General features: G+C 73.6%; 17 protein-coding genes, 1 tRNA gene and 1 pseudogene. 10 read left to right on the forward strand and 9 right to left on the reverse strand.

The window, feature by feature from the left end; genetic code table 11:
• Positions 1-307: 307 nt before the first annotated feature.
• The 3 genes from AC4BEG_RS22005 to AC4BEG_RS22015 all read left to right on the forward strand — a co-directional run bounded on the left by AC4BEG_RS22005 (position 308) and on the right by AC4BEG_RS22015 (position 2,706).
• The gene (locus AC4BEG_RS22005; protein ID WP_490701466.1) at positions 308-1,579 is read left to right on the forward strand and encodes a M6 family metalloprotease domain-containing protein; all 1,272 of its coding nucleotides are present in this window, start codon (positions 308-310) and stop codon (positions 1,577-1,579) included.
• A 74-nt stretch (positions 1,580-1,653) separates the two neighbouring features.
• Entirely contained in the window at positions 1,654-1,962 is a 309-nt protein-coding gene (locus AC4BEG_RS22010; protein ID WP_490701467.1) for a hypothetical protein, read from the forward strand.
• Between the two features lie 138 nt (positions 1,963-2,100).
• Positions 2,101-2,706 carry a response regulator transcription factor gene (locus tag AC4BEG_RS22015; RefSeq protein ID WP_201875408.1) on the forward strand — a complete coding sequence of 202 codons (606 nt, stop codon included), beginning with the start codon at positions 2,101-2,103 and terminating at the stop codon, positions 2,704-2,706.
• A 113-nt stretch (positions 2,707-2,819) separates the two neighbouring features.
• Here AC4BEG_RS22015 and AC4BEG_RS22020 read toward each other — a convergent pair whose 3' ends face one another.
• The 3 genes from AC4BEG_RS22020 to AC4BEG_RS22030 form a co-directional block, all read right to left on the reverse strand.
• A complete protein-coding gene (locus AC4BEG_RS22020; protein ID WP_490701468.1) occupies positions 2,820-4,079 on the reverse strand; it encodes a sensor histidine kinase in 1,260 nt (419 codons plus the stop codon).
• Positions 4,080-4,202: 123 nt separating this feature from the next.
• The gene (locus AC4BEG_RS22025) at positions 4,203-6,548 is read right to left on the reverse strand and encodes a TOMM precursor leader peptide-binding protein (protein WP_490701469.1); all 2,346 of its coding nucleotides are present in this window, start codon (positions 6,546-6,548) and stop codon (positions 4,203-4,205) included.
• Between the two features lie 7 nt (positions 6,549-6,555).
• Complete coding sequence (locus AC4BEG_RS22030; protein WP_490701470.1) at positions 6,556-6,744, reverse strand: hypothetical protein; 189 nt, start codon at positions 6,742-6,744, stop codon at positions 6,556-6,558.
• Positions 6,745-6,990: 246 nt separating this feature from the next.
• Between AC4BEG_RS22030 and AC4BEG_RS22035 the strand changes: the two genes are divergently transcribed.
• The 7 genes from AC4BEG_RS22035 to AC4BEG_RS22065 all read left to right on the forward strand — a co-directional run bounded on the left by AC4BEG_RS22035 (position 6,991) and on the right by AC4BEG_RS22065 (position 14,433).
• The gene (locus tag AC4BEG_RS22035) at positions 6,991-7,815 is read left to right on the forward strand and encodes an AfsR/SARP family transcriptional regulator (protein ID WP_490701471.1); all 825 of its coding nucleotides are present in this window, start codon (positions 6,991-6,993) and stop codon (positions 7,813-7,815) included.
• A 273-nt stretch (positions 7,816-8,088) separates the two neighbouring features.
• Entirely contained in the window at positions 8,089-8,649 is a 561-nt protein-coding gene (locus AC4BEG_RS22040) for a cyclase family protein (RefSeq protein WP_490701472.1), read from the forward strand.
• A 111-nt stretch (positions 8,650-8,760) separates the two neighbouring features.
• The gene (locus AC4BEG_RS22045; RefSeq protein ID WP_490701473.1) at positions 8,761-9,996 is read left to right on the forward strand and encodes an FAD-dependent monooxygenase; all 1,236 of its coding nucleotides are present in this window, start codon (positions 8,761-8,763) and stop codon (positions 9,994-9,996) included.
• 88 nt (positions 9,997-10,084) lie between these two features.
• Complete coding sequence (locus AC4BEG_RS22050) at positions 10,085-11,035, forward strand: GlxA family transcriptional regulator (protein ID WP_490701474.1); 951 nt, start codon at positions 10,085-10,087, stop codon at positions 11,033-11,035.
• 114 nt (positions 11,036-11,149) lie between these two features.
• Positions 11,150-12,331, forward strand: a complete 1,182-nt coding sequence (locus tag AC4BEG_RS22055) for an NAD-dependent epimerase/dehydratase family protein (protein WP_490701475.1) — start codon at positions 11,150-11,152, stop codon at positions 12,329-12,331.
• On the forward strand, positions 12,331-13,035 hold the full coding sequence (locus AC4BEG_RS22060) for an SDR family NAD(P)-dependent oxidoreductase (protein ID WP_490701476.1): 705 nt from the start codon (positions 12,331-12,333) through the stop codon (positions 13,033-13,035). The genes AC4BEG_RS22055 and AC4BEG_RS22060 overlap by 1 nt, the downstream gene beginning before the upstream one ends.
• Before the next feature lie 87 nt (positions 13,036-13,122).
• Entirely contained in the window at positions 13,123-14,433 is a 1,311-nt protein-coding gene (locus tag AC4BEG_RS22065; RefSeq protein ID WP_490701477.1) for a nucleotide disphospho-sugar-binding domain-containing protein, read from the forward strand.
• A gap of 157 nt (positions 14,434-14,590) precedes the next feature.
• On the opposite strand, the gene AC4BEG_RS22070 is transcribed toward AC4BEG_RS22065, so the two are convergent.
• From AC4BEG_RS22070 to AC4BEG_RS22095, 6 genes and pseudogenes are all read right to left on the reverse strand, one after another.
• A tRNA-Lys gene (locus tag AC4BEG_RS22070) sits at positions 14,591-14,664 on the reverse strand.
• Between the two features lie 56 nt (positions 14,665-14,720).
• Positions 14,721-15,314: a bifunctional DNA primase/polymerase gene (locus AC4BEG_RS22075; RefSeq protein ID WP_490701478.1), complete on the reverse strand. Its 594-nt coding sequence runs from the start codon at positions 15,312-15,314 to the stop codon at positions 14,721-14,723.
• A 196-nt stretch (positions 15,315-15,510) separates the two neighbouring features.
• Positions 15,511-15,876 (reverse strand): DUF8844 domain-containing protein, encoded by a 366-nt coding sequence (locus AC4BEG_RS22080; protein WP_490701479.1) that lies wholly within the window; start codon positions 15,874-15,876, stop codon positions 15,511-15,513.
• 257 nt (positions 15,877-16,133) lie between these two features.
• A pseudogene (locus AC4BEG_RS22085) lies at positions 16,134-17,503 on the reverse strand (AAA domain-containing protein).
• A gap of 5 nt (positions 17,504-17,508) precedes the next feature.
• Positions 17,509-19,086 carry a hypothetical protein gene (locus AC4BEG_RS22090; RefSeq protein ID WP_490701480.1) on the reverse strand — a complete coding sequence of 526 codons (1,578 nt, stop codon included), beginning with the start codon at positions 19,084-19,086 and terminating at the stop codon, positions 17,509-17,511.
• The gene (locus tag AC4BEG_RS22095; protein WP_490707158.1) at positions 19,077-20,195 is read right to left on the reverse strand and encodes a hypothetical protein; all 1,119 of its coding nucleotides are present in this window, start codon (positions 20,193-20,195) and stop codon (positions 19,077-19,079) included. Before AC4BEG_RS22095 ends, AC4BEG_RS22090 begins: the two co-directional genes overlap by 10 nt.
• Positions 20,196-20,223: the final 28 nt, after the last annotated feature.

Raw genomic sequence — 20,223 nt, forward strand, 5'->3', positions numbered from 1 at the left:
ACACCGGGTGCCGGACGGGCCGGGATCGCCCGTTCACCGAGGGAATCCCCGTGGGAAATGTGCCGATCATAGAGGCTCGCACTCCGGGCATTCCATCGACGTCATCGCGCTCACCGCCGCCTTGACCGTGTGTTTGGTCGTAACTGTTCGACTCTGCGCGGGCCAACGGCCCGCCTGACCGATTGTGACCGTCTGTTACGTACCCGCATCGCGGCCGGTTCACTCGACCGGTCCAGCCGAACAGGGCGTACCGCCCCTTTCGACCTCAGGGTGGAGGGGGTGTTCCGACTACGCCCGGGAGGCCGACATGGTGCGTCCTCAGGTACCCGAGGGGGTGCACCGACCCTCCCGGCTACGGCCTGCCGGAGCCGTCCTGACCTGCCTGAGCGCACTGATCACCACATCCGTGCTGGCGGGCCCCGCGGCCGCGGCGGGCGCGGGCGGCCCCTGCGATCTGGAGCGCACCGGAGCGCATCATTCCGAGGGCCTGGACAACTGGAACTCGGGCTATCCGCGCCCGGCCCATGCGCTGAACGCGGTGATGGTCTTCCTCCGCTTCCCGGATGCGAAGCCCAAGGTGACCCCGGACAGGCTGGCCGCCGACCACACTCCCGCCACCGCCGACTTCTTCAAGCGCTCCTCCTACGGGAAGTTCGGGCTGCGGGTGCATCCGCTCAAGAACTGGATCACCATGCCCCAGGCGTCCACCGCGTACGCCATACAGCGCGACTGGAACTCCGAGCGGCGGGCGGCCTATCTACGGGACGCCGTCGCCGCCGCCGATCCGCGGGTGGACTTCGGCCGCTACGACATCGTCTATCTGGTCGCAGACCCCGACGCCCCGGGCGTGGACGCCGACGCGACCAAGGTGGTCAACTTCGAGCGACCGCTGCATGCGGACGGTACGGATCTGCGTCGGCTGGTTACCGTTTTTGAGCACCACCCGCCGGACCGCAATGTCCTCGCCCATGAGACCGGCCATGTCTTCGACCTCCCCGACCTCTACCACCGCCCCAAGGACACCGACAACAGCGGCGAATGGGACACCTATGTCGGCGACTGGGACCTCATGGGCAGTCAGTTCGGAATGGCTCCCGACCCCTTCGGCTGGCACAAGTGGAAGCTGGGCTGGCTCAGCGGCCGCCAGGTCGCCTGCGACCGCGCCCTCGGTTCGCGGAGGTACACCCTCCAACCGCTCGCCGCCCCCATGGCCGCTCGCCGCCGCGCCGCCGACACCCGCACCCGGCTGGTGGTGGTCCGCACCGGCCCCACCACCGCCCTGGCCATCGAGGCCCGCGGTCGCTACGGCAACGACGCCCATGTGTGCACCGAGGGTGTGCTGGTCTACCGCGTACACAACGACACCGCCTCCGGTGACGGCCCCATCCAGGTGCTCGACGGCCACCCCGCCAGCTCCGCCTGCTGGAACGAATCGGTCTACCCCGCCCTCGCCGATGCCCCCCTGGGCATCGGGGACAGCCTGACCGCGAAGGACGAGGGCGTCCGCGTCACGGTGACCGGCCGCACCACGGGCGGCGCCTGGAGCATCAAGGTCACCCGCCGTGAACTGGGCTCCTAGGCCCTGTCCTAGCGCTCCGCGCCCGTGCTTCGGCGCACGGGCGCGGTCAGTGGGCCACCACCTTCCGGGGCCCCATGGCCGTGCCATGCCCCGGGCGTCGGGCCGGACGATCGTTCCGGAGCGCCGAGGAGGTCCGCGCGGCGGGCGGTGCCCGGACCCGGCTGCCGCTGCTGGCCGCGCGGATCAGGGCCGGGGTGGCGGAGGGATTCGGGGTCTCCACGGGCGCACTACTGCTCGTACGCCACGGCACGGTGCGCGGGGTCGGCGCGGTCAAGGTACGCCGCTCCCTGCTGCGCGAGTGCTATCTCGGCGGTGAACTGCGTGCCGTGCACGCCGAGTTCGCGCCTGGTCGCGCCGAACCGGCGCGCGGCAGCGCGGCCTAACCGCCCGCGCACGGCCCGCGCGCAATAAGGGACGGGTGTTCGACGGGCGGATTCGGCCGGATTCGGTGAAACCGCTGCGAGGATGCGGGAATACTTGTCACGGGGACGATAAAGGGGCGGAACACAACCGGGGGCCACATGGTTCGCGTGCTCATAGCCGAAGACATGCATATGCTGCGCAAGGCCCTGGTCGCCTTGCTGGAATTCGAACCCGATATCGAAGTTGTGGCGGAATTCTCCAGTGGCACCGATATTCTGCCGCGTGCCCGGGAACTCCGCCCGGACGTCGCCGTCCTGGACATCGATCTGCCGGGCATGGACGGTCTGACCGCCGCCGCGGAGTTGCACACCGCCGTCCCCGAATGCCGGACCATGATGCTCACCAGTCTCGGCCGCCCCGGGAATCTGCGCCGGGCCCTCGCGGCCCATGTCTCGGGTTTCCTGCTGAAGGACAGCAGCCCGGACAAGCTGTCCGACGCGATCCGCGCGGTCGCCAAGGGCGAGCGGGTGATCGACCCCCAACTGGCGCTGGCCGCCCTGGACGACGGTCCACAGCCGCTGACCCCGCGTGAGCTGGAGGTGCTCCGGCTGGCCTCCGAGGGCGAGGAGTCGGCCCAGATCGCGGCCACGCTCTTTCTGTCGGTCGGGACGGTCCGCAACTATCTGACGTCCGCGGTGACCAAGCTGAACGCCCGGAACCGGGTCGACGCCATCCGGATCGCCCGCGAGGCGGGCTGGATCTGAGCCCTGGCGCTTCTGAGTCCTGGCCTTCTCGAAACGAAGCTCTTCACGGGCTGGCTTCAAGGGGCGGGCTCGTGCTCCTCGCGGTCATCAACCGGCGGGCCCCGCAGGCCCCTTCACGCCGTCACAGCCGGCCCCGGGCCGTACTCCTCCTCCGCCCCGCGCCGCGCCCGCCGCTGTGGCTCCGGCTCCGGCTCCATGGACACCTCCAGCTCCGCCCGCAGCTCGAACCAGCCGTCCGGGCGCACGCCCGCGCGCAGCTGTCCGCCCAGGCTCTCCAGCCGCACCTTGAGGTTGCCGATCCCGCTGCCGCCGTCCGTACTGTCGGCGCGCAGGATCGTGGAGGGCTTGCCCACCCCGTTGTTGACCAGGGTCAGCCGGACCCGGCGCCCGGTGCGCCGCGCCTCGATCGCACACGTCTCCGCCTTGCTGTGGCGCAGCACATTGGTCAGCCCTTCGCGCAGCACACTCGCGAGCACCGTGTCCACCAGCTCGGGCAGCTTGCCGCAGCCGATGTCCGAGGTGGCGCTGATCCCGGCCGCGGCCAGCATCGACCGCGCGGACTCCGCCTCCGCCGACAGCGACATGGTGCGATAGCCGCTGGCCACCGCGCGGACGTCGGCCAGCGCCTGGCGGGAGGTCTGGAGGATCTCCGACAGCTCCCGCTGGGCACGGGAGTTCTGCCGCGGCACCAGCCGGTGCACCAGCTCACACTTGAGGGTGATGGTGGAGAGGCTGTAACCGAGCAGATCGTGCACATCCCGGGAGAACCGCAGCCGCTCCTGGGCGACCGCCAGCCGGGCCAGTTCGGCCCGCGACCGGGAGACCTCGGCGACCAGACCGGACAGCCGGGAGAGTCCGAAGACCACCAGCCCGGTCAGCGCCGTGGAGACCGTGGTGTACCCGACCTTGCTCCATCCGAAGCCGACCTGGAACAGCAGCACATCGGTGCAGAGCAGCACGGTGGTGAACGCCGTCCAGCCCAGCGCCGGGGAGAGCATCAGCAGCGCGGAGCCCGCCAGGAACCCCGGCATGCCCAGCCACGCCTGTTTGAAGACCGCGAACGGCAGAAAGGTCAGCAGCGCCTGCAACACCAGCGTCCAGTGCCGCGCCTCGGCGAGCCGTGGTGCCAGGCCCGGGAAGGAATGGGTCAGTTGGAGACCCAGCAGCATCGCCATCGGCACCAGGGCCAGCATCAGCTGCGCCGAGCCCATCGCGCGGCCCGAGGGCCGGGCGTCGACCACATAGGTCACCGCGACGCAGAAGTAGCCCAGGAGGACCACCACGGTGATGACAACAGCCAGGCGCGGCGCCAGGTTCTCGTAAGGGCGCGGCCGGTTGTCCCCGGTGTCGCCGGGAAAGAGGCTCCGCTGCACTCGTCCTCCGGATGGTCGGGCCGGATTGGGCGGCTTGCCCGAGAGTATCCGATCTAAGCCGCAGGTGGAGAGGTCGCGTAGCGCGTTGATATGACGCAGAGAGTGACGAGGGAGCACCGAGGATCACAAGAAGAGGGGAATGGGATTGAGACTTCGGTAGGAAGTGGGGCCGGGGAGACGGCCGAGAGCCACCGGAACGTCGAAGAGGCGGCCTGGCGCGAACCGGGGCCAGTGCGGGCGCAGTCCGGGGACGAGCACCTTGGCCACGGGCAGTCCGACATCGGGCCGGGTCTGGTCCAGGACCAGCAGTTCCATCCCGCGACGGCGGACCATCTCGCCTATGGAGGCCGACGAGAACTGATCCGGTGGCACGGATATCTCCCGCGGTACGGCGGCCGGATCCGGGGTCGGAGCGGCCGGATCCGACGTCAGATAGGGCTGGTTGGCGGTGGTCGCGGTACGGAACCAGCGCAGCGCCCCGGGGTCGGCGGCGCCGTAGCCACCGCCGTCGGCACGCGCTTCGACCACCGCCGGAAGCATCTGGTTGAGTTCGGCGAAGGCGTGACACAGCGCGGTGAGCCGGTCGGGATGGGCGCCGAAGCCGAGGGTGATGTCCTCGGCGGGCTTGTCGGTCCGGCGGGAGAGCGCCGCGACCACCGGAATACCGAAGTCCGTGGTGAGGTCCAGGGCCCACACCTCCCGCCGCAGCCCGGCGTGGAGCCGGCGCACCTCGTCCGGCCAGGGATCGTCGAGGGCGTCCAGGGCGATGCCGGGCTGCCGGGTGCGGTTGTACCACCACAGGGCGACCGCGTCCCGCTCCACCAGCTCCAGGAAGCCGCGGACCACCGCGTCCTCCAGGGTGGCCCCGGCCGCCGCCCCGTTGGAGTCGGCCCGGCAGAAGCGGCGGCCCGGGGCCTGCGGGGCGCCGTAGTACAGCAGCGCGGTGGGCAGCAGCCGGTGGCGCTCGGCGGTCAGCGACCACACCGGGGTCCAGTCCAGCTCCGCGCCCTCGTCGAACGGATCGTGGACGCTGTGCCGCGCGGGTGCCGTCCGGTCCCGGAACTGACGGGCGGCGAAGAGCTGGACGGTGTCGGGGTGGACCGCGTCCCCGGGGTCCAGATCGCGGTAACGGGCCCGCTGCCGCGGCTCGTCCCCCTGGAAATGACCGCTGTAGTGCTCCAGGGCCTCGCACAGGGCGCCCGCGCGGGCCTGTTCGGCGGTACGGCCCTTGCCGTGGGCCGCGGCGCCCAGACCGGCGCGCAGCGCGTCCAGACCGGACAGGAGATCCGCCCCGGTGAACGAAGGGTGGCGGGCATGGAAGCAGTTGAGCCCCTCGGGACCGCGCGGATCGCGGCGGATCTCGGTGATCAGCCCGGTGACGGGGTCCATCAGATGTCCGTAGGTCTCCAGCACACGCCGGGGCGAGGTGTCCGCGGCAGCGGGACCGCGCCGCGCCGCCAGGTCCAGCGGGGCCCGCACCCGCGATGCGACCAGCCCCGGTTCGCCGCAGCCGGGGCACTGCGGACGGCGGACGAGCGGATGGCGGTCCACGGTGGCGGTGAGGCTGTCCAGCACCGACAGCGTGCGCTGGCCCGGATGCCGCTGCCCGGCCAGCCACTTCGCCGCCTCCAGGGCGGCGAACTGAAGCGCGGCGGCACGGCTCGCGGGCAGTGAGGCGGGGGGCCTGGGCACCGGCCCGGAGCGGCCCAGCCGGCGCTGGAGGTATGCCTCGGCCTGGCGTCCGCGCCACAGCCGGTCGGCCAGACACGACCAGCAGGGGTCGTCGGGGGAGCCGAGGAACGGGCCCAGCCACGCCTGGGTGCCCACGGGTTTGACGGGCAGCCAGCGACGGCCGGAAAAGCGGTGCTCACGGTCGACGGCGGCGAGCCGGGGGTCGAGATAGTCGTCGCACACCACAAGGGTGAGATCGGCATCGTGATGTTGACGCGGACCCATCGGGCCTGTGGTGCCGGGGAGTTCGGGGCCCTCGCCGGTCCGGGGGGCGTCCGCCGCCGTTCCGTCCGGGGTCCGCAGACCGGCCGCCCACAGCGCCCTCAGGACCTCCTCCGGATCGGTGGAGCCGAGGCTCAGCGGCGCCACGACGGCCGTCGCGGGGGCCACCGGGCACGCGGCCCTGCTGCCCTCCGTGCTCAGTCCGGCCAGCTCCCAGTACGCCTCCTCCGGGCCCGGCAGACCGGCGCGCCCGCGCTCGGACACCAGCCCCGCTTCCCGGAGCCGGGCGATGACCAACTCGGCCTGTTCCGCGGGGACGGCGCTCGCCCGCTCCGCCGCGGCGGCCGCCTCGGCGAGGATGCGCGCGAGATCCCGGGAACCGTCGAGCAGCGGGGCGAGGGTGGCGATGGTCCGCCCGTGGAGCGCCGTGACGCCGTGCTCGGAGACGAGGTAGACGGCCTCGCCCGGAACCGGCTCGACCCGCAGATGCGGGGTGAAGCCCAATTCCCCTGACATCCGGCCGTCAGTCGCCGGCGGTGCAGATGCAGATGCAGGAGCGCGGTGCGACAACTCCCCGGGAGGCGTCGGTGAGTTCCTCGATGACCAGGTCGTCCTGGAGGGCCGGAAGCGGTGCGGCGACCGCGGTGCCCGGCGCGACGGGTGCCAACTCGGCGGTGCTGGAGGGGGATGTGAAAGCGGGCGCGTCGATCATCGCGCTCTCCTCGGATGAGAGGGGTGGTTCCCTGGCGAAGGCCGCGGAGCGGCCACATGCAGGTCACTACCTATCTTGTCGCCAAGGTATGAATTTATCATGGTTTTGCACCCTGCAACTCATATGCGGTTCGGTATTCCGACACTGGCCGGAGACATCCTCCGCACGCGAGTCTCTTAGGTGCCTCGGTGGCAGGGCCGCGCGGCCAAGAGGCACTTGACGGACCGTTGACGGAGGTACAGGACCATGGACATCAAGGTGTTGGGGCCACTGAGCGTCGAAGCGTGCGGTCAGTCGATCGTGCCCAGCGCGGGCAAACCGCGGCAGATCCTCGCACTGCTTTCCGTCTACGCCAACCAGATGCTGCCGGTGCCCACTCTTATGGAGGAAATCTGGGGCGCTCAGATGCCGCGCAGCGCACTGACCACCTTGCAGACCTATATCCTCCAGCTCCGCCGGAGACTGGCCGCCGCCTACGGCCCGCAGGCCCCCGATGCCTCGAAGAACATCCTGGCCACCCGTTACGGCGGCTATGTGCTGGAGGCCCAGCCGGGCGCGGTGGACATCCACGAGTACGACCGCCTGGTGGCCGCAGGGCGTGACACGCTGGACGCGGGGGACGATGTGAAGGCGTCCCTGCTGCTGCGCGAGGCCCTCGCCGTCTGGCGCGGTCCGGCGCTGGTGGATGTGCGGGTTGGACCGGTCCTGGAGATCGAGCTGGCCCGGCTGGAGGAGAGCCGTCTCGGCGTCCTGGAGCGCCGGATCGAGGCCGATCTGCGGCTCGGCCGCCATGCCGAACTGCTCACCGAGCTCACCGAATTGACCGCCCGCCATCCCCTGCACGAGGGTCTGCACGCCCAGTGCATGGCTGCCCTCTACCGGGCCGGCCGTCCCTGGCAGGCGCTGGAGGTCTACCAGGGGCTGCGGGCCAGGCTGGTGGAGGACCTCGGTCTGGAGCCGTCACCCCGGTTGCAGAAGCTCCAGCAGGCGGTGCTCGCCTCCGACCCCGCCCTCGATCTGGACGCGGACGCCCAGTGGCGGCGTCCGGTGCTCGATCTGTTCGCCGCGTAACCCGCATCACCTGCATCACCCGCCGCACCGCGTAACTCGCCTGGCCCACTGCGTAGTCCGCACCACCGCATACCCCGCGTCACCCACTGCGCAGTACGCCGTCAGCCATCTCCCCGCGCGCCATCCGTCCCCAATCCGGAGAGCCCTCCCCCCGAAACGCCCGGCGCCGCCCTTCAGCCGGGCCCGCTACGGCTCCGCTGCCCGATCCCCCCGCGCGGGCAAGCGGAGCCGTAGTGCATTCCCGCCGTCCAACGCACCAGCCGAGGGGGCGCCTTGCGCATCATCGACCTGACCACACCCGAGGACGGCCGCAGACCGGAGCCGGACCCCGGGGCGGCCACGCGGTGGGCTCCCCGCCCGGCCCATGTCCTGGACCTCAGCACCGTGGCCCCGGTGACCCGCACCGCCGGGGTCACGGACATCGATCGGGCGCTGGCCCGCCTCGGCTGCTGCCCCGCCCCCCGGGACGTGGTCCTGTTGCGCACCGGTGCCTCCGGACTGGCCGGTACACCGCGCTACTTCACCGACTTCACCGGGCTGGACGGACCGGCCACCGACTATCTGCTCGGCCTCGGGGTGCGGGTCATCGGCACCGACGCGTTCAGCCTGGACGCCCCCTTCCGCGCCATGATCCGTCGATATCACGCCACCGGCGACCGCTCGGTGCTCTGGCCCGCGCTGTTCGCGGGCCGCCGCCACGCCTGCCGCCGGATCGAGCGGCTGGCCCGGCTGGACATCCTGCCGCCCACCGGGTTCCGGGTCGCCTGCCTCCCCGAGCGGACCGCCGGGCCGGGGGCGCAGCGGACCCGCGCGGTGGCGCTGCTCGACGACTAGGTCCTGATCCACGGGCCCGGTCCACGGGCCCGGTCCGGCGGGTCCGGGCCGCCGAGCCCTGTCCACGGGCCCTGGCCAGGGGCTTCTGGCCTACGCGGAGGAGGCGTTGAGGTGCGCGAGATCGACACCGATGTGTGTGTGGTCGGCGGCGGTCCGGCCGGCCTGGTGCTGGCCCTGCTGATGCTGCGCTCGGGCCTGGGCGTGGTCGTACTGGAGCGGGCCCGTGCCCATCAGCGGGAGTTCCGGAGCGAAATCCTCCAGCCCGGCGCACTGGCGCTGCTGGACGCGCTCGGGGTGCTCACCGGTGCGCGGGCGCGCGGTGCCTGTGAGGTGGACCGCTTTCGTTTCCTGGACGGCGACCGGGTATTGCTGGAGGCCGACTATCGACTGCTTCCGCCTCCGTATGACCACCTGTTGACCATTCCCCGTCCGCATCTGCTCGATGAGCTTCTCACCCACTGCCGACGATCGCCGCGCTTCCGCTATCTGCCCGGACGGCGGGCCGGTGGACTGCTGCGGCGCGAGGGGCGGATCGCCGGGGTGGTCGCCGACGGCCCCTCGGGCCGCTGCGCGGTGCGCGCCCGGGTTGTCGTCGGCGCGGACGGCCGCTTCTCGCGGATCCGGCGGCTCGCGGGCATCGGAGCGGGCCGCACCGAGCCCTGCGGCGAGGACGTGCTGTGGTGCTCGCTGTGGACGGGAGCGGCCGGGGTGCCGCCGCCGCGCGAGGTCCGGGTGGTGCGCACCCCGGACGGCCCGGTGCTCGTCCACGGCTGCTGGCCCGACCGGATCCAGCTCGGCTGTACGCTGCCGCACCGCCAGGGCCATGAGCTGACCGCTTCCGGACTGGAGCACATCACCGAGCGTCTGGTGCGGGCCGTACCCGAGTACGGCGGACTGATCCGCGACCGGATCCGCGCACCGGGCGACCTCACCGTGGTGGACGTCTTCTCCGCACGTGCCGAGCGCTGGGTCGACGACGGGCTGGTGCTCATCGGCGACGCCGCCCACACCCACAGCCTGATCGGTGCCCAAGGCGTCAATCTGGCGGTGCAGGACGCGGTGGTGCTGCATCCGGTGCTGACCGGCGCGCTGGCCGACGATGACACCGGCGCCGCCCGGCTCGCCGCCTTCGAGCGGCGCCGGGGCCCCGATATCGCGGCGGTCATGCGCCGCCAGAGTCTCCACAGCCGAGTGATGCACGCCCATGGCGCGTACGCCACCCGCGTACGCCCCCGGCTTGCGCGGGCGCTGCGCCATACGCCGCTCTACCGCCGGGCGCTCCAGCGCATCGCCTACGGCAATCCAACGATCCGGATCACCGACGACCGAGCCTGCGGATGGGTCTGACCCCCTTGAATAATGACCCTGGCGGCTGGAATCAGGCTGCTCATCCGATTCCAGCCAAGACATTCCGAGAAAAGCCTAGGGTTGAGGCATGCACACCGTTGTCATTCTGGCGCTGGACCAGGTGATCCCCTTCGATCTGGCCACCCCGATCGAGACGTTCGCCCGCACCCGGCTGCCCGACGGCCGCGCCCCCTACCGCGTCCGGGTCTGCGGCCCCACCCCCTCGGTCGACGCCGGGCTGTTCGCCCTCCAGGTGCCGTACGGCCTGGAGGCCCTGGCCGACGCGGACACCATCGTGCTGCCCGGTGTGACCGACCCCCGCGCCCCCGTCCCGGACGAGGTGATCGACGCGCTGCGGCGCGCGGCCGCCGACGGCACCCGGATCGCCTCCATCTGCGTCGGGGCGTTCGTCTTCGCCGCCACCGGGCTGCTGGACGGCCACCGCGCCACCACCCACTGGCAGGGCGGGGCGCTGCTGGCCGAGCTCTATCCCGAGGTGGAGGTGGACCCCGATGTGCTCTACGTCGACAACGGCCAGTTCCTCACCTCCGCCGGTGCGGCGGCCGGGCTCGACCTGTGTCTGCACATCATCCGTCGGGACCACGGCTCGGCGGTGGCCGCCGATGCCGCGCGGCAGGCCGTGATGCCACTGGAACGCGAGGGCGGGCAGGCGCAGTTCATCGTCCATGACCATCCACCGGTGCCACAGGGCTCCCAACTGGAGCCACTGCTGCGGTGGATGGAGGAGAACGCCGGACGGGACCTCACCCTCGCCGACATCGCCACGCATGTGGGCATGAGCACCCGCACCCTCAACCGCCGCTTCCGCCAGCACACCGGTACCACCCCGCTCCAGTGGCTGCACCGGGCCCGGATCCGGCAGGCGCAGTATCTGCTGGAGTCCACCAGCCACCCGGTGGAGCGGATCGCCGGGCAGGTCGGCTTCGGTTCGCCGACCGCGTTCCGCGACCGCTTCAAGCGGGTGGTCGGCACCAGCCCGCACAGCTACCGGGCCGCCTTCCAGCGCGCCCCCGGCTGACGGTCCGTGTTCGTCCCGGCCGACGGCAGGGGCCCCCGGGTACGGGTCGAGGCGGGCTCGAGTCACGGCGGCGACCATGGACGTTCCCAGCGAGAACAACCGTGAGGAGCGCCGATGGTGTCACACGCAGCCGGACTGTCGGTCGTGGTGCTCGGCGGCACCGGCTCCCTGGGCCGCCAGGTGTGCCGGGCCTTCCAGGACGCGGGCGCCCGGGTGCTGTCGGTCTCCCGCGGCGGACCGGCCGACCCCGTGGAGTCCCCGGACCACATCCGGCTGGACCCGGCCCGCGATCCTGGCGAAGCCCTGGCCGGGGTGCTCACCGGAGCCGCCGCCGATGTGGTGGTCAACGCCGCGGGGCTGGCCGGGGACGGCACCGAGGAGCAGTTCGCCGCGGCCAACTCCCGGCTGGTGGACGCCCTAGTGGAGGCCGTGGCCTCGCTGGAGCGCCGCCCGCGGCTGGTCCAGCTGGGCACCGTCCACGAGTACGGGCCGGTCTGCCGGGGTGTGGGGATCACCGAGGATCTGCCGCCCGCACCGATCAGCCCGTACGGCCGGACCAAGCTGCTCGGCGCGCAGTCGGTGCTGCGCGCCACCCGGGCCGGGGCGGTGGACGGCACGGTGCTGCGGATCGCCCATGTCTTCGGCCCCGGCGCGCCCCGCGGCAGTCTGCTGGGCACCGTCGCCCACCATCTGGCGGTCCGCCGCCCGGCCGCGCTGCGGCTGGGCCCGCTGGACGGGCGGTGGGACTTCGTGGACATCCGTGATGTGGCCGCCGCGGCCCTGGCGGCGGCCACGGAACCGCGGGCGGTCGGACAGGTCGTCAATATCGGCGGTGGACAGGCGCTGGGCGTGCGCCGACTGGTCGAGCGGATGATCGTGCTCAGCGGGCATCCGGTGCCGCTGGTGGAGGACCCCGGCGCGGGCACCGGCTTCGGACCGGGCCCCGACTGGCAGCGGGTGGACCTCTCCCGGGCCCGGCTGCTGCTGGGCTGGCGGCCCCGGCAGCGCACCGCCCGCTCGCTGCGCGACCAGCTCGCCGCGGCGGGCGTGCCCGAGCGGGCCGGGGCCTTCGCCCGCGCGGTCAGCCCTCCGTGGGCGGCCGCCCACGAACGCGGGGCCGCTCCCGACCGCACGGCCGCTCCCGACCGCAAGAGCGCTCCCGAACGCAAGAGCGCCCGTGAACGCAAGAGCGTCCGCGAACGACGGGACACCACCGACCGGCGAGCCGCCCCGGGGTGGGCCGATCCCGCCGGGCGGGCCGGGGGCCCGGGACGGGTGGCGGTGGAGGGCTCGTGATGGACCTCGGTCTGGAGGGGCGCACCGTCCTGGTCACCGGGGCCACGGGTGCCGTCGGCCGCGCCGCCGCCCGTGGCTTCGCGGAGCAGGGGGCCCGGGTGGCGCTCGCCTACCGCCACCGGCGCGAGGCCGCCGAGGAGCTGGCCGCCGAACTGGCCGGACCGGGCGGCGGCCGTGCCTTCGCCGTGCCGTACGCGCTGGAGGACTCCGCCTCGCCCCGCTGGGTGGTGGCCGCCGTCGAGGAGCGCTGGGGCGGGCTGGACGTGCTGGTGGCGAACGCCTGGCGGTGGGGGGAGCGGCAGGGCACGGGCGCCCGCTTCGAGGAGGTGAGCGAGCAGGACTGGCTGCCGGTCGTCGCGGACAACCTGACCCCCGCGATCCGTACCGTCCAGTGCGCGGTCGCGGGGATGCGCAAGCGGGGCTGGGGCCGGATCGCGCTGGTGTCCCCGCACCCCGCGCTCGTCGCCGCGCACGGCCGGGAGTTCCACGCGGTGGCGAAGGCCGGGCTGCACGGTCTGGCGCGCGGTCTGACTGAGGGTGCGGCTGCCGACGGGGTGCTGGTCAACGCGGTCTGCGCGGCTCCCCCGGCGCCGGCCGGGGAGGCGAGCGCCCCGGAGGACATCGCCCGGGTGCTGCTGTTCCTCTGCTCGGCGGCCAATGCCGCCGTCACCGGCGAAACGCTCACGGTCGCGGGCGCCCGCTGACGGATCCGGCCGGGGACCCACCCTGCGGGCGGCTGCCCGGCGGCCGGACCGACCGGTCCGGCCTCGCTCGACATTCCGGAGGAGACTGTGCGCGTCCTCTTCACGACCTGGGCCTCCGGCGCCCATCTCGTCCCCCTGGTGCCGCTCGCCCGCTCGCTGCTGGCGGCCGGCCACCAGGTGCGGTTCGCGGTGCCGTCCGGCTGTGCGGCGGCCGTCGCCCGTACCGGTCTTGTCCCGGTCCCGGTCGGCTCGCTGCCTCCGGCCGCGACCAGGGTGCCGCCCGCCGCCCGCCGCCCGGCGGGCCCCTGGCCCGCGGACTGGCCGGTGCGGCCCGCCGTGCTCAGCCCCGAACAGCACGGTGTACTGCGGGCGTTCGGCGACCGGCAGGTGCGGATCGCCGAGGGGATGGCCCAGGGCCTGGTGGCTTTCGCCCGCTGCTGGCAGCCCGATCTGGTGGTGCATGACGCGAGCGCGTACGCGGGCACGGTGGCCGCGGCGGCGCTGGGGGTGCCCGCGGTCGGCCAACTCTGGGGCAGCGCCGCCGTGGTGCGGCTGGAGCGGCACCGGCTGGAGGGCCCGCCGCTGCCCGGGTACGCCCGTCTGATGCGCCGTTACGGGGCGGATCCGGAGCGGGAGCCCGATCTGTGGCTGGACCCCTGCCCGCCGAGCCTGGCGCTGCCCTCGCGGTCCCGGCGGCTGCCAGTGCGCTTCGTCCCCCTCGACGTCCCGGCCGAGCCGCCATACGGCGCACTGCCCCCGCCGTCGCCCGCCCCGCCGTCGCCCCGGGCGGCGGCCCCCGCGCCGTACGGCCGCCGTACGTACCGCCCGGTCCGGCCCGGTCCGGTGCGGGTCTGCGCCGCCTGGGACGACGCGGCGGGCCCGCCCGAGGCGGTGCGGGCCGCGCTGCGGGTGGCCGAGTCACGGGGCGTGGAGGTGGTGCGGGTGGGCAGCGCCGCCAAGGGGCGGACGCCCGTGGGGCCGCTGCACCGGGTGCTGCCCGGCTGCGGTGCGGTGCTCCACCCCGGGGGCGGTACGACGCTGCTGGCCGCGGCGCTCGCCGGGGTGCCACAGCTGGTGATCGCGCCCCGGCTCGAACAGCAGCTCAACGGGGCGCGGTTGGCCCGGGTGGGCGCCGGGGTGCTGGTGCCCGCCGACGCCCTGGACGACGCGCCGCAAACGGCGATGGCGGCGGGCGCCCGGCTGGCCCGGAATCTGTTCGGGCTGCTGGAGCAGCCCTCGTACACCGCGGCGGCGCGCACCCTGCGGCAGGAGGCGCTGGCGATGCCCGGCCCGGACGACGCGGTCGGGGTGGTGACCCGGCTGACGGCCCCGGCGCCCCCGCGTCCCGCCGTGGACCGTCCCGAGGGGGGACGGGACGGCCGCCGCCGTACCGACTGAGCGCTCCGAACCGCACCGGACCTCAGCGAGGCCGCTAGCCGCGGTATATGCCCCCAGCATGGGCATCGGCATGGGCATGGACATGGACATGGGGACGAGCATGAACATGCGCATGCGAAAGGCCCCCCACCGGAGTGAGGGGCCTTACACATGTCTGTGCGCCGCCAGGGACTCGAACCCCGGACCCGCTGATTAAGAGTCAGCTGCTCTAACCAACTGAGCTAGCGGCGCCTGCTGACGTAGAAGACCTTAGCACCCGGATCGGGCTGCGTGAAAATCGATATCCCTCAGCCCGGAAAAACGGCGGGAGCGCTGGTCACAGGGGTGGCGCCGAGATCGGAACCGACCGTGCGGGCGGCTCGGACGCACGCCCACAGCAGCACCTCGGGACCGGGCAGCCAGGGGTTGCGCACATCGGGGGCCACCAGCCAGCGCGGGGCCGGTGCCGCGGCGGTGTCCCCGGAGGGCTCCCCGGCGGGCGGATCCGGGGGGAACAGCGGCGGCACGGTCACCGCGTCGCCCCAGCCGTAGCAGAGCAGCGGGGGAGCGGCGGCGCCCCACTCCTCCCAGCCGAGCAGGGCGGGCAGCCGCTGGGCCGCGCCCGGGGTGGTGAAGAGCATGACCCGGCCGCCCTGGGCGGCCACCGGCCCGGTGCCCGGACCGTCCGTCCATAACCGGCTCACCACTCGGCGGCCGAAGAGCGCGTCCATGCTGATCACGTCGAACGCCGTACCGCAGGGCAGGGCCACGGACGCGGACGGATGCTGGGCCCACAGCGCGTGCACATCGCGGGGGGAGTGGCTGGCCGAAGCGAGCCAGTCCGCGCCCGCCGGGGTGACGAACGCGGCGGTGTGCTGGATTTCCCGAGGCCATCTGCTCATGTTTCTACCTTTACCGTCGGTACGGACGGCGTAGGGGGATGAGGCAAAACCGGGACACGGCGGCGCGGGATGGGGTACCTTCCGCCTGCATATGCCCCCGGCTCATGATCGCGGCACCGGGAGCGATCCCCCACCCGCACCGCGGGGCACAACCCGCACATCAGCCACCCCTCCTTCACCGCGGATGCCGCGACCGTCAGTCCGACGGGTCGCCGCCCCGCATCAGCTCCCTGCCGAACTCGACCATCTTCTTGGCGTAGTCCTCTGTCCACTCCGCACGCTCGGCGATCACAGCCGGGGTCAGCCGGTCGAACCGCCGCGGATCGGCGAGCTGGGCGGCGGCCATCGCCTGGAACTCCATGGCGCGGTCGGTCGCCGCGCGGAACGCCAGCACCAGCTCTGTGGAGCGAGCGAGCAGCTCCCGCGGGTCCTCGATCGACTCCAGGTCGAAGAAGTGCGCCTCATCCTTGACGGCCGCCACCGGCTCGAAGAGCAGCGGTGCGGGTTTCAGCCGCCGGGGCGCCGCGCTGTGCGGGCCTTGAGCCGGATCCGGCTCTGGCATGTGATCGCTCCTCCTGGGTTGTGAAACTAGGTCGGTTCGCGGTGCTTCCTGCCCTCCATTGTCGCGCGCGGGGCAAGAGCACCCCCGCCGCACGGCGCCGACCAGGGTTTCTCTCCCCACCCCGCCGCCCCGCGAACCCTGCGGCGGGCAGAACCCGTGGATCGGCACGCCCCGGGCCGCGATCCGGCGGGCACCGCCCGCCCGCGCGAGGCGGGTCAAGGGGCCGGGCGGCCCGGGGTCAGGATCCGGACAGCACCTTACGGCCGCCAGGCCACCCGGTGCTCGGACAGATGGGCCAGCACCGCGTGGTTGGCCTCCCGCCGTCCGGGAACTTCACCGTGACGCCCAGCTGGACCGGCTCGGTGGACGGATGCTCGTCCAGCAGCTCGGCCACTCCCGCGCGGCAGACCACCACGCAGGCGTGCCGGTGCCGGGAGGCGAGCACACACAGCCGCCCGGTCTCCAGATGGAAGGCCGTGGCGTCCGGCCGCCCCGACAGCGGGTGCAGCACCACCGTCACATCGAACTCACGCCCTTGGAGGCGGTTGGCGGTGTCCACGGTGACGCCGGACACCCCGAGCCCGGTGAGCGCCACCCGCACCGCCGCCGCCTGGTCCCGGTGCGCCGTGCCCACCGCGATCCGGTCCGCCGTGAGCGGCACCGGCTCCTCGGAGCGCTCGCTGACCGCGGCCCCGCCCCGGTCCAGCAGCCGCCGCACCACCTGGGCGACGGCCGCCACCGCCTCCGGGTCGGTGCGCGGGGTGCGGCGGGCGGGCAGCTCCAGCAGCCCCCAGCCGGAGACGGCCGCCTCGTCCAGCACCCGGTCCGGCCCCGAGCCGTCGGAGGCCACCCCGAAGCTCAGCCGCCGCTCACCGTGGCCGGTGCCGCTGCGGAACGGGGTGTACGGATAGAAGGCGTCCGAGACCAGCGGCGCGGCCGAGGCGGGCAGTCGCCAGGACACCGGCAGCCGGTGCTGCGGAAGCTGCGGATTGTGCGCGAGCAGCGTGGTCACCGCGCTCGCCGACGGGTCGTACGACAGCCCCGCCCACTGGTCCGCGCCGACCACGCTGAACGGGTCCAGCTGCCCCGGGTCGCCGACGAACAGCGCCCGCTCGAACAGCCCGGCTACGGCCAGCAGCGCGTCCGAGCGCATCTGGTACGCCTCGTCGACGATCGCGTGCCGCCACGGCTCCACGTTCTTGATGTGCGCCCACTTCGCCGCGGTGGACACCACGATGCCGAGACCGGTGAGATCCGCGACCTTCGCCGAGGTGCGCACCGACGGATGCTCGTCGAGCACCGGGTCGTAGGGATGCGGATCACTGCTGTGCAGCCGCCCCACCGGAAGGTCCGGATCCGCGGTGGCCAGCCGGTCCACCAGATCGTCCACCTGGGCGTTGGTCTGCGCGACCACCATCAACGGCCGCCCGGCGGCGGCCAGCTCCCGCGCCGCCCGCACCACCAGCGTCGACTTGCCCGCGCCGGGCGGGGAGTCGACCACCACACCCCGGTGGGCGCCGTGCAGGGTGTCGCGCAGGATCGCCTCCGTCGCGCGGGCCGCCGCGGCCGACGGGTCGAACGGCTCGGCCCCGTGCCCGGCACGGGACCCGTCGTCGACACGGTCCATGCCGATCACAGATAGTCCTCCTCGGTCACCGGGTCGGGATCGGGGCCGAGCGCCACGGCGTCGGGCGGGCCGCCGTGGGTCCACGGCGTGCTCTCCGCGTCGGGCAGCTCCGGGCCGCCGCGCGGCGCGTGCTCGAACAGCGTCCAGCACATCCGGTCGCCCGGCTCCGGCACCGAGCCCGGCTCCGGGGTCTTCCCGCGCCCCATACCGCCGGTCAGCCGCACCACCAGGGCGCCCGCCTGCGCGCCCGCGAACTCCCCGGTCTGCGTCCTGCCGTCGGCCATCACCCGGTACAGCTTGACCTGCCCCTCCAGATGCGGACGGTCCTCGGTGCGCACCGTGACCAGCGGCCGCGGCCGTGGCACCCTCGCCTCCGACCAGGCCATCTCCACCTCGGTGACCTCGCCCGCGAACGCCTCCCCGGCCAGCCGCCGCCCCGCCATCACCAGCGGGTCGTCCAGCGCCTCCTGGGCCTCCAGCTGCGCCTGCGCCGTCTCCCGCGCGGAGAGCTTCTGCGCCGCCGTCACCGCGTCGTCCCGCTTGGGCTGCGGCGGCTCGCCCGCCCGGACCCGGTCCCGGTGGCCGGTGAAGGACCAGCGGTCCCGCTTCCAGCGCTCCGCCACCCGCTCGCCCCGCGGCAGCCCGCGCAGCAGGTCCACACCGCGCCACAGCGCGTCCCAGGTGGGCCGCAGCTGGGACGCGATCAGCTCGCGCAGCTCGTTCTCGGCGAGCCGCAGCCGCGCCTCGCCCCCGGCCACCCCGCCGAGGACCTCGGCCCGCGCCGCGTCGTAGCGGGCGATGGCCGGGGCCAGCAGCTTGTTGTCGAAGGCCGGGTCGGTGGCCGGGCCCGCGGGCGGGCACACCAACTGGCCGTCGGCGTCCCGCGCGGACTCCGCCCGCAGCGCGGCCTCGGCGCCGGGGATCCCCTCCGGCGGGTCGATCCAGGCCAGCAGCGAACTCAGGTGCTGGTCCTCCAGATTGCTCTGACCGGTCGCCCAGTGACGGCCCAGCAGCTCGGTCAGCGACAGCAGCAGACTCGACCCCGGCACCCGGGACCGCTCGCCGTAGTGCGTCAGCCAGCGGCCCAGCAGCGGTACCCGCGCGGGCGCGGGGAAGGGGGTGTCCGGGTCCTGGTCGGCCGTCCGCCGGAACCGCATCGAGCGGCCCAGCAGCCGGACGAACGCCACGCCCGCGGCGCTCGGCACCAGCAGCTGCGGGGCGTCCGCGCACAGCTCGACCTGGACCGGCACCTTCTTCCCGGTCTCCGGATCGGTCTCCTTGCGCTCCTCCAGCTCCACGTCGTCCGCGTAGGAGTCCAGGTAGGGCAGCATCTCCTCGGCCAGATCGGCGAGGAAGGCAAACCGCAGATCGCGGTTGCGCGGCTGTGGGACGACCAGCAGCCGCGGCGCGTCCCGGTCGGTGCCCACCAGCGCCCCCAGTGGCGCTCCCGCCTCACCGGCGGTGGTCAGGGGTACGAACGCCAGCGGACGGTCGGACAGATGGCGGTGGAGCACGGTCGCGACCGGCCGCGCCCGCCCGTCCCGGACGGCTTCCATCCGGGCCAGGGTGGTGATCAGCGACATGCCACCGCCCCGGCCGCGGCGAGCGCTTCGGCGCGCAGCGCCGCCGCACGGCGCAGTGCGTCCACCGCCGGATCGCCGGTGGGCTCGCCGTCGGTCCTCTCGAGGGCGGCGGCCAGCACGGCCTCGACCGTGGTCAGCCCGCCCAGCTCGCCCCGCACCCCGCGGCCCAGCGACTCCACGGCGCCCGTCGCCCGGGACCGCGCCCGGCAGTGGAGCGCCAGCTCACAGGCGGCCAGGCACTCCGGCGCGTAGGCGGCGTCCACCGCGTCCACGGCGGCCGTCAGCTCTTCGACCGGGCGGGTCGCGGTGCGGCCGTCGTCCGCCAGCCGCAGATCGAAGGTGGTGCCCTCGGGGAGGGCGGCGGCGATGTCCTCGATCCGGGTGAGCCGGGCGAGCTGCCGCCGGGTCACGGACAACTGCTTGCGCACATCGACCAGTTCGGCCGTCGGCAGGTTGGAGAAGTCCCTGGGGCACACCAGCAGCACTTGATGGCGCACCCGCACCGCCCTCGCCTCGCCCACGCTGTCCGGCTTCAGCTCGCCGACCCGCGCCGCCACCCGCTCCAGCGCCAGCGCGTACACCGCGGCCTGGCGGGCGGCCGCGCCCACCTTGGCCGGGTCGGCCGAGCCGTCCACCATCGGAAAGGACTTGATCTCGATGACCGACCAGGAGCCGTCGGGGTGCACCACGACCGCGTCCGGTTCGAGGAAGGCGGGGGAACCCGCCACATCCAGGCTCACCATCGGATGGTCCAGCAGCGCCCACCGCCCCGCCGCGGTGGCCTCGCGCAGCGCCAGCGCCGTACGGGCGGTGCGGCCCTGCGGGCCCGCGGCGGTCAGGTCTGGGGTGTCGACACCGCCCGGCTCGGGCGCGGGCGAGCCGTCCCGCAGCCGCTCGTGCAGCAGCCGGGTGAGCGCCTCACCGCGGTCGGCCTTGACCCGCGCCTCGAAGGAATTGCCGCGCTGATGCGCGAACTGGGACTGCCCGAAGTTGGCCGAGGCGCCCAACGCCCGTGCCAGCGCGCCCTTGTCGACCCCCGCCCCGTCCAGCAGGGCACGGCGGCGGCAGCCGGGGTTGGCGGCCAGCGCCGCCAGGGCGCGGGCATCCATCGGATGCGGAACGGTCTCCGGTCCGCGC

The organism is Streptomyces sp. JLBJ103, from assembly GCF_058215575.1.

Excerpts from the sequence above, each read along its gene's own strand:
- AC4BEG_RS22090 (WP_490701480.1), bottom strand. The coding sequence starts at position 19,086 with ATGTCGCTGATCACCACCCTGGCCCGGATGGAAGCCGTCCGGGACGGG.
- AC4BEG_RS22095 (WP_490707158.1), bottom strand. The coding sequence starts at position 20,195 with ATGGATGCCCGCGCCCTGGCGGCGCTGGCCGCCAACCCCGGCTGCCGC.
- AC4BEG_RS22060 (WP_490701476.1), top strand. The coding sequence starts at position 12,331 with ATGGACCTCGGTCTGGAGGGGCGCACCGTCCTGGTCACCGGGGCCACG.
- AC4BEG_RS22055 (WP_490701475.1), top strand. The coding sequence starts at position 11,150 with ATGGTGTCACACGCAGCCGGACTGTCGGTCGTGGTGCTCGGCGGCACC.
- AC4BEG_RS22025 (WP_490701469.1), bottom strand. The coding sequence starts at position 6,548 with ATGTCAGGGGAATTGGGCTTCACCCCGCATCTGCGGGTCGAGCCGGTT.
- AC4BEG_RS22075 (WP_490701478.1), bottom strand. The coding sequence starts at position 15,314 with ATGAGCAGATGGCCTCGGGAAATCCAGCACACCGCCGCGTTCGTCACC.
- AC4BEG_RS22050 (WP_490701474.1), top strand. The coding sequence starts at position 10,085 with ATGCACACCGTTGTCATTCTGGCGCTGGACCAGGTGATCCCCTTCGAT.
- AC4BEG_RS22035 (WP_490701471.1), top strand. The coding sequence starts at position 6,991 with ATGGACATCAAGGTGTTGGGGCCACTGAGCGTCGAAGCGTGCGGTCAG.
- AC4BEG_RS22005 (WP_490701466.1), top strand. The coding sequence starts at position 308 with ATGGTGCGTCCTCAGGTACCCGAGGGGGTGCACCGACCCTCCCGGCTA.
- AC4BEG_RS22015 (WP_201875408.1), top strand. The coding sequence starts at position 2,101 with ATGGTTCGCGTGCTCATAGCCGAAGACATGCATATGCTGCGCAAGGCC.
- AC4BEG_RS22080 (WP_490701479.1), bottom strand. The coding sequence starts at position 15,876 with ATGCCAGAGCCGGATCCGGCTCAAGGCCCGCACAGCGCGGCGCCCCGG.
- AC4BEG_RS22010 (WP_490701467.1), top strand. The coding sequence starts at position 1,654 with ATGGCCGTGCCATGCCCCGGGCGTCGGGCCGGACGATCGTTCCGGAGC.
- AC4BEG_RS22030 (WP_490701470.1), bottom strand. The coding sequence starts at position 6,744 with ATGATCGACGCGCCCGCTTTCACATCCCCCTCCAGCACCGCCGAGTTG.